Consider the following 12925-nt stretch of genomic DNA (forward strand, 5'->3'; position numbering starts at 1 on the left):
CGGTGATGTAAGTGATGGGCTTCAAAATCCTGAAACCATTACCAGAACCTATCGTGTTTCAGATCAAGCAGGGAATTATATCGATTTAACACAAACTATCGTAGTAATGGATACTGTTGACCCGACGGCTAGTAACCTTCCAAATATTTCGGTAGCTTGCTCCGCTAATATTCCTGTTCCCGATACAACTGTTGTTACTGACGAAGCTGATAACTGTACTGTTAATCCTACAGTAACATTTATTGGTGATGTAAGTGATGGGCTTCAAAATCCTGAAACCATTACCAGAACCTATCGTGTTACAGATCAAGTTGGAAACTTTATTGATATAACACAAACTATCGTAGTAACGGATACTGTCGACCCGACGGCTAGTAACCTTCCAAATATTACGGTAGCTTGTTCCTCGAACATTCCTGTTCCCGATACAACTGTTGTTACTGATGAGGCTGATAACTGTACTGTTAATCCAACAGTAACATTTATCGGTGATGTAAGTGATGGTGTTCAAAATCCTGAAACCATCACTAGAACGTATCGTGTTTCAGATCAAGCGGGGAATTATATCGATTTAACACAAACTATCGTAGTAATGGATACTGTTGACCCGACGGCTAGTACCCCTCCAAACATTACGGTAGTTTGTTTTTCTGAAATTCCTATTCCAGACATAAATATTATTAATGACGAAGCTGATAATTGTACTCTAAACCCCACAGTGATTTTCGTTGGAGATGTGAGCAATGGAGCGAGCAACCCCGAAACTATTACTAGAACCTATCGTGTTACGGATCAAGCAGGAAATTATATTGATGTTACGCAAACAATTTTAGTACAAGACACCATAAATCCAATGGCAAGTAACCTTCCCAATATTACAGTTGCTTGTTCCGACGACATTCCCACTCCCGATATAACCATCATAAGTGATGCAACCGATAACTGTACCGCTAATCCAGTGGTTACTTTTGTAAGTGAGATAAGTGACGGTGGTAGTAATCCAGAAACTATCACCAGAACTTATCGTATTACGGATCAAGCAGGAAATTATATTGATCTTACACAAATGATTATCGTACTAGATAATGTCAACCCAACGGCAAGTAACCCTCCTACCATAAGAGTAACTTGCTCTGATGACATTCCTGTTCCTGATATTACTGTTGTAAGCGATGCCGCTGATAACTGTACTACAAATCCAACCATAACTTTTGTTAGTGATATCAGTGATGGTGGTGTTAGTCGTTCTGAAACGATTACACGAACCTATCGTATTACTGATGAAGCAGGAAACTTTATTGATGTTATACAAACAATCATAGTACAGGATACTATCAATCCAACGGCAAGCAATCCTACGAACATCTCGGTAACTTGCTCTAATGACGTTCCTACAGCAGATATCAGCATAATAACTGATGCAGCTGATAACTGCACTGCAAATCCAAGCGTAACTTTTATTGGTGATGTCAGTGATGGCGCTAATAATCCTGAAACGATTACAAGAACCTATCGTGTTACGGATGAAACAGGAAACTTTATTGATGTTACACAGACTATCTTAGTACAGGATGCAATAAATCCAACAGCAAGCAATCCTGCGAACATATCAGTAACTTGTTCTAATGATATTCCTACGGCAGATATTAGCATAATAACCGATGCTGCCGATAACTGTACTTCAAATCCAACAATAACTTTTATTGGTGATGTCAGTGATGGCGCTAATAATCCTGAAACGATTACAAGAACCTATCGTGTTACAGATGAAACAGGAAATTTTATTGATGTTACACAAACTATCTTTGTACAGGACAATATCAATCCTACAGCAAGCAATCCTACCGACATAACGGTGACTTGTTCTAATGATATCCCTACTGCGGATATCAACATAATAACTGATGCTGCTGACAACTGTACTACAAATCCAATTGTAACTTTTATTAGTGATGTAAGTGATGGAGCCAATAATCCTGAAACGATTACAAGAACCTATCGCGTTACGGATGAAACAGGAAACTTTATTGATGTTACACAAACCATTTTTGTACAAGATACGATAGCACCTCAGATCCAATGTCCAAATGATATTATTCAAAATGCAGAAGGAGGTTTATCAACAGCTATCGTACATTATGATTTTCCTATCGCTATCGACAATTGTTCTACTGCTACTATTAATCAAATAGCAGGATTACCTTCTGGATCTGAATTCCCTATAGGAACTACTATCATAACATTCGAAGCAACAGATATAAAAGGGAATACTAGCACTTGTAGCTTCAGTATTACTATAGAAAATGTAAACATAATTAAAGACAAATACGGTTTTTCTCCTGATGGTGATGGTATAAATGAGTATTGGGAAATTCCTGGTATTGAAAATTATCCCGAAAACAAAGTGTCGATTTACAACAGATGGGGCGATTTGGTTTTTGAAATTGCTAACTATAACAATTCTTCCAATGTTTTTAGAGGAATTGCCAATAAAAAAAGAAGCTTAGGAGCCGATGCACTTCCAGAAGGTACGTATTTCTTTCAAATAAAAATTGACCATCCACAACATCAAAAAGAACAAACAGGATTTCTTGTTTTAAAACGTTAAGCAATGAACATACGATTTATAGTACTTATATCGATAATCCTATCGACAGGTTTTTTACATAGCATTTTAGGACAACAGACTCCCATTTTCGCCGATTACAATTATAACAGTGTTGTATTCAATCCAGCCCATGCAGGTTTTTATGAAAGTACCGACATCATCGTAAATGCTCGAGGACATTTAAATGGTATTGAAGGAAGTCCTAGAAATATTGGTTTGAGCATTAATACCCCAACAAACGCAAAAAATGTTGGTTTGGGGGGTGGCGTGTATAGCGATCAAATTGGAGTTAGCCGTATGACCAACATCTTCGGAGCTTATTCTTATAAGTTGTTTTTTAACTCTGATCGTAGTACTTGGTGGGACTATAATCCTCATGTATTGTCTTTTGGAATAACGGGTGGAATGATTATTTATGGTGAAGATTTATTGTCGTTAGAAATAAAAAACGACCCTAAGTTTGCCAGAAACATCAACGCTCTTGTACCAACCATAGGAGCTGGAGTATTTTATAACAGAGAGCGAATTTATATTGGGTTTTCTGCACCCAATTTATTAGGAGATTCGTTATCATCTGAAGACAATGTGAACATCTCAAGTCCTTTTTACCTATTAACAGGATATCGTTTTTTTGCAACTCGATTTAAAGAAATAATGATTAATCCAAGCATGCTTATCAAATATGTTTCTGGAGCTCCAATGCAAGTAGATCTAAACACAAAAATCAACTACAAAAACAAATTTGAAGTTGGTGTAGGATATAGAACAAATGCTTCAGTGAATTTTCTTGCAGGGTTTAGAATATCCAACAATTGCAGAGTTGCTTATAACTATAATCAAGCACTAGATAACAATCCAATGAGTACCCATGGTATTGTATTAAACTTCCGATTGAATGAAGGATTTAGTTTTAGATAAATAACTTACAATTCAAATGCTGTATTACCATAGGTTGGCGCTCGTCTTTGACGAGTGCTCATTACACATTTCTTAAATAAAATACAAGATAACTTTTCTTAACTGTGACGGCACTCGTCAAAGGCGAGCGCTAGCGTGTAAGTAAAACTAAAAACATAAAATACCAATACTGGTAAAAACACCACCCCTGAAAACAGGGGTACACAACACTACTAAAAACACTGTTTGTAGTGACATTAAATCTTAAGTACAGCAGTAATTTTGACTCGAACTAACTACTGTTTTAATTATGAAAAATAGCGCCAAAAATACGCCAGCTTATAAATACTTAATCGTACTAACGTTTTTAAATATTTTGTACACTTCTAACATCAAAGCTCAAGAATTTGATGTTAGCAACTCTAATGAGGAAATAAACACTATTGCCCCCCAGGCTACTAAAGATACCACACCTCCTACAGCGGATAAACTCCCTGATGTTAAGATTTGTTGTTTTACCTACCTTCCTGATCCAGATATTTCGGTAGTAAAGAATGCAACTGATAACCGTACAAAAACTCCTACGATAACTTTTTTGAATGATAGCAGTGACGGACTAAGCAACCCGCAAACCATTACAAGAGTTTATCGTGTGAGTGATGAGGCTGGAAACTTTATTAATCTCAGACAAAGAATCATTATCCATGATACTATTAAACCAACAGCCATTCCTTTAGCGGATATTATGGTTAACGATACTAATGATATTCCACCAGCTGATATATACACCGTTGATCCTATTGACAATTGTTACGCGGAATCTAAAGTTACTTTTATTGGAGATGTAAGCGATAAAATGAGTAACCCTGAAACCATTACCAGAACTTACCGTATTACTGACGAAGCTGGAAATTATAAAGACATTAAACAACGTATTATAGTTGGCCGTTTATTGAAACCAAGTCTTAGTGACACTCCAAATAACAATGTAGTTTCTCCAACTGAAACACCTATAACTGATGGTCATACTGAATAGTAAAATAAACAACAGCATTACCTAATATAAAATCGTACATCAAACTAGTATTTGATTTTAAACAAGCTTCAAACAATACATAATTATAATTTAGTTTTCAATAGTTGATGTTCCTGTTAGCGCTCGTCCTTGACGGGTGCTTGCAGCATCATGTTTTTATCTTAGTAAATTTACTTTATCGCTTCAAAACCATTATTATTACAACTTAAAGAGTTATTAGAAAATATATTAGGTTTTTCTCAGCATTGAAGGCGCTCGACATAATCGAGCGCTAGTAGGGAACATTATTAAACACAATTTTAAATTCCGTAATATTTCCCAATTGCTTCCGCTAAAAGACTACCAGCCGCACCTAAACCAATATTCCAACTTCCATCAACAGCTTTTCCAATCATCTTTTTGGTCCAATCATTGACTTTTTTTCCAAATGTTTTATTTTCAGAATTTGGTTCTTCCGTGTCGATAATTTTTATTAATTCAGCTGTATCTTGTTCTGAAACTCCATTTTCTTGTAAACGTTTAGCCAAAGCATCTTTATTTCCTTTTTCAATAATGATTTTTGCATTTACTTTATTCTTATCTCCAGTATTTACAACATTTCCGTCTCCAGATGTATTAATTATTGTTTGGTTCATAATAGTTGATATTTCTTTTTGTTTTTCTTTTAAATCTTTAATTTCTGTAAATCCCCCAAACTCCTCGTCAACTTTAAGCATAAAATCTAAAAGTTTATTCCTAACTTTAGACACAACTTCTACAATTGCACTTTTTGAAATTATTTTACTGACATTCATTAATTGAAGGTAGGGATTCCCCATTTCTATCCAATTTTCTTCAATCATCCCAACTATTTCTGCTCTCAAAGGTGAAGCTAAAGTTGAAGAATCATTTTTGTTTATTAGATTTTCTAAAGCGGTAATGCTATCTTGAAATTCGGTTGATTGTAGTTTTTTTTGGAAAATTTCATCGAGTCCAATTGTCGGAATTGGTTGGTTCGTATATTTAACATTTCCATTAACATAATTTCCTTTTAAATAAGAAGTTATATTCTTTCGATATTCTGGTAAATCTTTTGTAGACGAATAACCATTGAGTTCTCGGTTTACCCAATCTAATAGCTCTTTATTCTGTATTCGACTAGCCAGTACTTTAGTTTTAAGTAAAGCACCATTTATCGACTTTTCGCTTTCAATTAGTTCGTTTATTATTTGGCTGATAAGTTTCATAAATTGTATCTAACGCCCCAAAGGATGCTATTGTTTAAAGGTTTTGTTGGCAAACGTTTTTATTTGTTTTAAAAAGCAGCCCGGTTCCGCCCCGGGACCTTCCACTTAGTTGTGGATGTGCTATCTAATTACACCACAGTAGCTTTCTTAATACCCTGAAGGTAGTAGTTAAACTACCCGCCACCTCGACCTCCCCAAATTGTCACTAATCTAAAATTTGTGGAGAGCCAGGGAGTTGCTTCTTCATGAAGGTTGCCTTTGAGCCCCTTCCAATATTTTCAATGTATTCGGATTCATTCTTTCAAAATTTTCGTTTCGCCATTCAATCTTTGTTGAATATATATCCTCTGAACTTTCTTTTCCGTACACATATTTAGTTCCTCTCTCGATTATTCCAAATAGTCGAGTATTTTTAACTCTGTACAAACCTACTATTTGAGGTAGACCTCCTGTCCTTTTATCTTTTATGTTTTTTAAAGTTTGGTCTAGACAATGATAAACTGCACGACTTGTCCCATAATCATTGTGCCTTTCCTCATTCCATTTTAACCAATTTTTGTTAAATTCTTGACTCCCTGAACCACCAGTAAAAACTTTCGTTGAAATCCTTGGAAGTTCTATTTCTTGGTTTTGTAATCCATTAATGGCTGTGTACGATATTTTAAAGAGCCTAAACTTTTTACCAAATCTTGTTCCGTGTAAGATTGTAAACGAGTTCCCTAGAATTTTTTTGGGATACATTTCGAATGAAGAAGAGATGAATTTGAAAACTTTTTCATTCTTACATTTACAATTATTTAACTCATCAATTAAAATTCCGTTGTCTATTTGAGGAATAAGTTGCCCTAAAACTATAGAAGGGAATAGTACATCACCACAAAAGCCAAATATTTCAGGAAATTTAATGGAGCCAAAAACCTTGATTCCGTTATCAAATTTTTCAGAGCTTCCCCAAGTATATCTGCTATCAGAAGCAATGTAAATGGATGAAATTTCTTTCCCATCTTTTTTATCATCAACTCCAATCCAAGATATTATTAATGTCATTCAGTTTTAATATTTTCCGACTAGTCATATTTCCTATAACACAACTATTATCTTTGTTACGTATATTCCATGATAAACGCATATTTCTATGTATCTATCCTTTGGTTAATTATTTTATTCTATTACAAAAAAGCAGCGGCTAAAAAGGGAAATCCTTTTTTTAAGAAAGAGTTGTTGAAGTTGTACTTATGATGTATTACTAAAATTATTCGTTATAATATAGTTTCATCTCTTTTGTAGTAATCTCGTTAATTTTTTAGTTTGCTTTTTCTTTGTGTTGCTAACCTAAAAAAAATGAATGTAATTTCCTTACGGTTTCCCGTAAACACCTCTTATTTAATTATTAATTTTAAATTTTAAGTGTTGAATTTTGAGTTCCGCGTCATTTAGCCCTTAGGAGAAATTTGAATAAACATTAGCTGTAAAACAACAGAGAGATTTCTCAGTCGTTACCTCTTTCGAAATGACAGAACTCGAATTATCTGTGATCACTGATAATTGTTAATTGACAATTGTTCATGGTAGGATGGGATTCCGAAATAAATTCGGAATGACGCTGAACTTAAACTAAAAACTCCAATAAACAATCAGATTTCTTAGTTGTTAACTTCTTCGAAATGACAGAACTGGAATTTCAATTATCAGTGTACTGTTATCAATGATGCTATTTATTCTTTGATCACTATTACTCATTGTTTATGGTTTTTATTCTTGAACTCTTCCTGACGTGGGCAGGAAGCTTTCGGCAATCCTCAAAGTCATGCCAGCGTGGCTGGGAAGCTTTCGGCAGTCCCCGAAGTCGTGCCAGCGAGGCTGGGAAGCTTTCGGCAGTCCCCGAAGTCGTGCCAGCGTGGTTGGGAAGCTCTCGGCAATCCCCGAAGTCATGCCAGCGTGGTTGGGAAGCTCTCGGCAATCCCCGAAGTCATGCCAGTGAGGCTGGGAAAGGATTCGGTAATTCCTTTTAATTTTAAATTTTGAGTTCCGCGTCATTTCGACCTTAGGAGAAATCTACATCAACATCAGTGCATAAAAAAGTGATGAGATTTCTCAGTCGTTAACTTCTTCGAAATGACAGAACTGGAATTTCAATTATCAGTGTACTGTTATCAATGATGCTATTTATTCTTTGATCACTATTACTCATTGTTTATGGTTTTTATTCCTGAACTCTTCCTGACTTGGGCAGGTAGCTTTCGGCGTTCCCTGAAGTCGTGCCAGCATGGTTGGGAAGCTCTCGACAGTCCCCGAAGTCATACCAGCCTTTAGATTAGCAAGTAAGAATAATGATTATAATGTTGAATTTTGAGTTTCTCGTCATTTTGACATTAGGAATCTAAACAGATTCTTCAACATAAAAACAGTAGTGAGATTTCTCAGCTGTTGCCTTCTTCGAAATGAATTATAATCTGAATCATAATTTTATTTCGAAAAGTGCTCAAGTATCAGTTATAAGTAATCAATATTTAATCCCATCTTAAGTATTTGTTCATGACAAGTACTTAAAAAATCAGATCGTCCAAAATAATTAGTATTTGTAACTTCTTAAACTATTATGATTTTCTCAAAAATTTTGGAGATTTGAATATTTCAATTCTATTCAATTTATGATTTCGTGTATTTGGTCACACCCAGCTTTGCTAGCAATCTACATCGTTGAGTACTAGCATGGCTTAAGGTGGACAACCTTCATTTGAAGTAATCTGTTTAAATTTTAGGTCTTTTAGTCATAAAAGTTTAACAAGTAAATTTGCTATTCTTGTTTTAAAAATTCATCAAAAAAATCATTTATATTGATTTTCATCAAATGAATGAGCAATACGATTAACGGATCAATCGCATATCATAGCTCTAACCTATTTCAGTTTCTTTATAAATTCAACTATTTCATTTAGGTGTTTTTGTTTGGTTTCTTCTTTAGTTTTATTTTTAGCTTTAAGTACAGCTCCATTAAACACATGACTTAAAGTTAAAGGAGAGTTATCACTACTATGACAAGAAAAGCAATTACCCAATGTAGCCACTGATTGTTGATAGATATGAGCAGGAGGCGAAAATCCTAATTGTTCATAGGTTTCCATGGTTATATTATAGGCAGCAACAGAACCTCTTGTTAATTTACCAGGAGCTGAATTACTTAAAGTATCACCTAAAGTATTTAATAATTGAGCTTGCTCAGTTGGGTATTTATATCCCTCTGTATCAACCCAAATAGAACCGTTATAAAAATAATTATTCCAAATATCATTAAGTTGTGATTTAACACTTTTGTTGATTTCGTCAATATTATTATAGTTTTCTGCTCCTTTTTGACTCGTATCTAAGAAAGTATTTTTAGCTTGACGAGGAACTCCATATTTATTTACTGCAAATACATTTAAACTATCTTTTGATGGATCTTTATAATGACTAGCAAGGTTGGCAATAGTAGCTGTAGCATTCTTATTGAAAAATAATTTATTTGTTTCTGAAGTAACTGGTATATCTGAGGTTGTAGTTTTTTCCCAATCGTAATAAGGTACTAGGTCATCATGTTCAAAAGTAGCCCAAACAAATTCTGGATGATTATACACAATACCTACAACATGCATTCCTAACAACGCTACTTGAGTGTCTTTTCCTGCTATGGAAGCATTTGTTAAAAAATAAGAACTTGTATCTTTAATAGCTTTAGCATCTACCCAAGCAACTTTTAATTCTAAAGCTCCTACAGGAAAAGAAACATCTACATATTGGTTCTTATCCATTTTAGCATATTTATTAATACTATTATACAATGTACTGTCTACATGAATAGAATAATACACATCGTAACTGGTATTATCCTTGCTAAAAGCACTATTTGATCTAAGAATATCTCCAGTAGCTTGACGGTTTTCTTTAGCAGAAAGAATAATTTTACTGCTTCCAACCTCGGCTACGGGAGTATTTTGGTTATCTACTTGAATTAGATTTTTCATAAATAATGGTTCTCCTGAAACATCATTCGTTAACCAAAGAAATTTTTGCCAAGACCATTGATGAAAGTCACAGTTAGATACGGTTTCATTATTTCCAAAAACGCTGGAAATATCTTCTTTAGGTGCAGGCGTTTTTCTTTTTCCCGTTGTTGGATTGGTTGCGAACCATACCGAATCTGCTAAACATTTAGTACTAATCTTTTGTTTTGCATAGGTAGCTAATTCTTCTTTGACAGTTGCCTTTTCGTTTTTCGTTTCTTTGCATGAAACTAATGTTAATAACATCAAAATAGTTATACCTATAAAATGTTTTGTTTTATTCATAATCTATTGGTTTTGTTAGTTAAGTTTTTATATAATATATCTGTAATTTTTGTTATCACTCTTCATAATTACCCAAAATCAAGTCCAATACCTCAGCATAATCACAACTCAGATAAGAAGTACTTCCAACAAGCAATGGCTAAAAAAGGGAAGTCTTTTCTTAGAAAAAAGCTTAAAAACATTATACAAAAGTTTGCCACTTAAAATATTGCACTGTATAAATCTTTATTCCTTTTTTGTCTAATTTTGGTTAATTTTAGTATTACTTTAGCTTTAAGTGGCTAACCTAAAAATTTTTATCCAATCCTTCTTAAAGACTTCCGTCAACACTTAAAATTTAATACTCAGCGTTCGATTTTCTAGTATGAACGTTTTTCGAATGATCAATGTTGTATCTTTTTTAATTGTGATTTTTCAGTTTTCAGCTCTCAATAATCGTTGTTCACTGACAATGTTTAACACCTCATCAAACAACACTAAATCAACACTTAAAAGCATTTGATCGATAAATTTCAGAAAAAAAACAACTTTTTTTAACTTTTAAGGTCTAATCAATTGAATAACATAAAAATCATTAATAATGAGAAATATTTTACGTATTGCAATGGTCCTTTTTCTTTTTGTAGGATTATCGAGTTTTACAACTTCTAACATCGATTTAAAAAGGGACTGGATACATTTAGGTAGTAAAAAAGTGAACTGGGGAATTGAAAAGGATGTTATCGTAGTGGGTGCAAATGAGGGTAACTTTACAAAACTAAAAATAAAGGTTACTGGAGGTGCGGTAAATATGAGAAAAATGTTAGTAACTTATGGAAACGGTAGTACAGATAATATTCCGCTAAAGTTTCATTTTAAAAGAGGGGCTACTTCAAGAGTGATCGATTTAAAAGGGAACAAAAGAAAAATTAGAAAAATTACTTTTTGGTACGATACTAAAAATCGTAGTAAACGAAAAGCTACAGTGCATGTTGCAGGTAAAAGAGGGTAATAATACTTTCGACATTGAGCTTATGAGCATATAATATCACTGAAAAAGAATCACATATTCAACCACTGACACTACTTGTTGGTGGTTTTTAAAGTTTCAAAAAATACAAGCGTACTACATAAAACAGAATAAAACATTTTATCATGAAGAAAATAACATATCTAACCATTTTCGCTGTCTTACTACTTACGGCTTGCGATAAAAACGAATCGGTTACCCCTGAGAATGGCGTTCCTGTTGTAAAAAGTGCGTCGTCGTATAACGTTTTAAAGGATGAAGACATTACCTATGCCAATGGGTTGAGTCATAATGCAAATAGCACTGCTCCTTTTTCCATTTCGTTAAAATTAGACCTTTACTATCCTGATAATAATGATACCAATAGACCTGTTTATATGTTTATTCATGGTGGTGGATTTCAAGGAGGTACCAAAGCAAAACCTGAAATTCAAGATATGGCGCAGTACTTTGCATCGAGAGGATGGGTATTCGCTTCAATTGATTATAGAACCACGGAAGAGTTAGGAAATATTTCGGGCATGACTCAAGAACAGGTTTTGGCATTTTATAAAGGGCTTGCTCCTGAAGAATGGATTAATTTCTCCATAGAAAATGCATCATCTCCTGGCGATGTTTCTACTAGTGTTGCAATGTATATGGCACAAAGAGATGCTAAAGCGGCTCTTCGATGGCTTGTTGCCAATGCAAACACGTATCATATTAACCCTGATTTCATTACCGTAGGTGGTGCTTCTGCGGGGGCAATTTCAACAGTAGCTTTAGGTATTTCAGATCAGGATGATTTTAGAGATGAAATTTCTGTTACTGATGATGCTACCCTTTCTTCGACGAATCTAAATGAAAGTTATACGGTAAAAAGTATGGTTTACTTTTGGGGATCTAATGTAAAACTAGAGCTTTTCGGATCGATATACAATGTGGATCCTTATGATAGTAACGATCCAGAAATATTCTTGGCACATGGTACAAACGACCAAAATCCTACAACTACGTATTCAGAAGCTACTGAGCTAAATAGTATCTATAATTCTTTAGGTATTTATAATGAGCTTGTTCCTTTAGAAGGGGCTGGTCATGGTGCTTGGGATGCTACAGTAAATGGAAAGAGTTTGTCAGACTTGTCTTTTGATTTCCTTACACAAAGACAGGGGTTGAATGTTGAGTAAAATAATTTTTAATCTTGAATGATGAATGTTGAATTCGGCGTCATTTCAACCTTAGGAGAAATCTGAATAAACATCAGTACATTAAATAGCAAAAAGATTTCTCAGTCGTTACCTCCTTCGAAATGACATAACTGGAATTATCCGTGATCACTGATAATTGTTAATTGACAATTGTTCTAAGTAGGATGGGATTCCGAAATAAATTTGGAATGACGCTGGACCTTGATTTTTGTGTATTTTAAATAATAAGAAAAGCTTCAAAACACAATTGGACATTGTGTTTTGAAGCTTTTTATTTATTGTTGATTAAACTCGAACAATATTTTTTAGTTTAAATCTGTTCTCGATACACTTTTTGCTTCGTTAACACTTTGCAAAAACCACTCGAACTGACAGTCCATTAGAAAGGCGGCAATCCAGCGGGCAATTCGTTTGTTGTCACATCGAGTGATTTTTCTGAGAAACAGGAAGAAAAATTGTATCGAGATGTCTTTTTTAATTCTCAATTTTGAATTTTGAGTTCCACGTCATTTCGACCTTAGGAGAAATCTGAATAAACATTAGCTATAAAACAACAGAGAGATTTCTCAGTCGTTGCCTCCTTCGAAATGACAGAACTGGAATTTTAAGTAATCAGTGATCATTGTTAATT

The 12925-nt window shown here is 34.2% G+C and carries 9 protein-coding genes (1 of these 9 cut by a window edge); 6 read left to right on the top strand and 3 right to left on the bottom strand.

What is annotated here, in order from left to right:
• From ACKTTV_RS06875 to ACKTTV_RS06890, 4 genes are all read left to right on the top strand, one after another.
• Window positions 1–6, top strand: the end of a protein-coding gene (locus ACKTTV_RS06875; RefSeq protein WP_456243519.1) for an HYR domain-containing protein. It extends 3387 nt beyond the left edge of the window; 6 of the gene's 3393 nt are visible here — the last part of the coding sequence; its start codon lies beyond the left edge, outside the window; it ends in the stop codon at window positions 4–6.
• 1060 nt (window positions 7–1066) lie between these two features.
• Complete coding sequence (locus ACKTTV_RS22845) at window positions 1067–2608, top strand: T9SS type B sorting domain-containing protein (protein WP_456243520.1); 1542 nt, start codon at window positions 1067–1069, stop codon at window positions 2606–2608.
• Window positions 2609–2611: 3 nt separating this feature from the next.
• Complete coding sequence (locus ACKTTV_RS06885; RefSeq protein WP_408030088.1) at window positions 2612–3526, top strand: PorP/SprF family type IX secretion system membrane protein; 915 nt, start codon at window positions 2612–2614, stop codon at window positions 3524–3526.
• A gap of 289 nt (window positions 3527–3815) precedes the next feature.
• Entirely contained in the window at window positions 3816–4541 is a 726-nt protein-coding gene (locus ACKTTV_RS06890) for a hypothetical protein (protein ID WP_408030089.1), read from the top strand.
• A gap of 299 nt (window positions 4542–4840) precedes the next feature.
• Here ACKTTV_RS06890 and ACKTTV_RS06895 read toward each other — a convergent pair whose 3' ends face one another.
• The 3 genes from ACKTTV_RS06895 to ACKTTV_RS06905 all read right to left on the bottom strand — a co-directional run bounded on the left by ACKTTV_RS06895 (window position 4841) and on the right by ACKTTV_RS06905 (window position 10095).
• Window positions 4841–5767 (bottom strand): AbiTii domain-containing protein, encoded by a 927-nt coding sequence (locus tag ACKTTV_RS06895; protein ID WP_408030090.1) that lies wholly within the window; start codon window positions 5765–5767, stop codon window positions 4841–4843.
• Window positions 5768–6010: 243 nt separating this feature from the next.
• Window positions 6011–6814, bottom strand: a complete 804-nt coding sequence (locus ACKTTV_RS06900) for a hypothetical protein (protein WP_408030091.1) — start codon at window positions 6812–6814, stop codon at window positions 6011–6013.
• Between the two features lie 1853 nt (window positions 6815–8667).
• Window positions 8668–10095, bottom strand: coding sequence for a hypothetical protein (locus ACKTTV_RS06905; protein WP_408030092.1), 1428 nt, complete (start codon window positions 10093–10095; stop codon window positions 8668–8670).
• Between the two features lie 580 nt (window positions 10096–10675).
• On the opposite strand from ACKTTV_RS06905, the gene ACKTTV_RS06910 reads away from it, so the two are divergent.
• Both ACKTTV_RS06910 and ACKTTV_RS06915 read left to right on the top strand, forming a co-directional pair.
• Window positions 10676–11086, top strand: a complete 411-nt coding sequence (locus tag ACKTTV_RS06910; protein WP_408030093.1) for a DUF2541 family protein — start codon at window positions 10676–10678, stop codon at window positions 11084–11086.
• Window positions 11087–11229: 143 nt separating this feature from the next.
• Entirely contained in the window at window positions 11230–12273 is a 1044-nt protein-coding gene (locus tag ACKTTV_RS06915; protein WP_408030094.1) for an alpha/beta hydrolase, read from the top strand.
• Window positions 12274–12925 lie beyond the last annotated feature (652 nt).

It is taken from the genome of Tenacibaculum xiamenense, assembly GCF_964513065.1.
GTDB lineage: Bacteria > Bacteroidota > Bacteroidia > Flavobacteriales > Flavobacteriaceae > Polaribacter > Polaribacter xiamenense.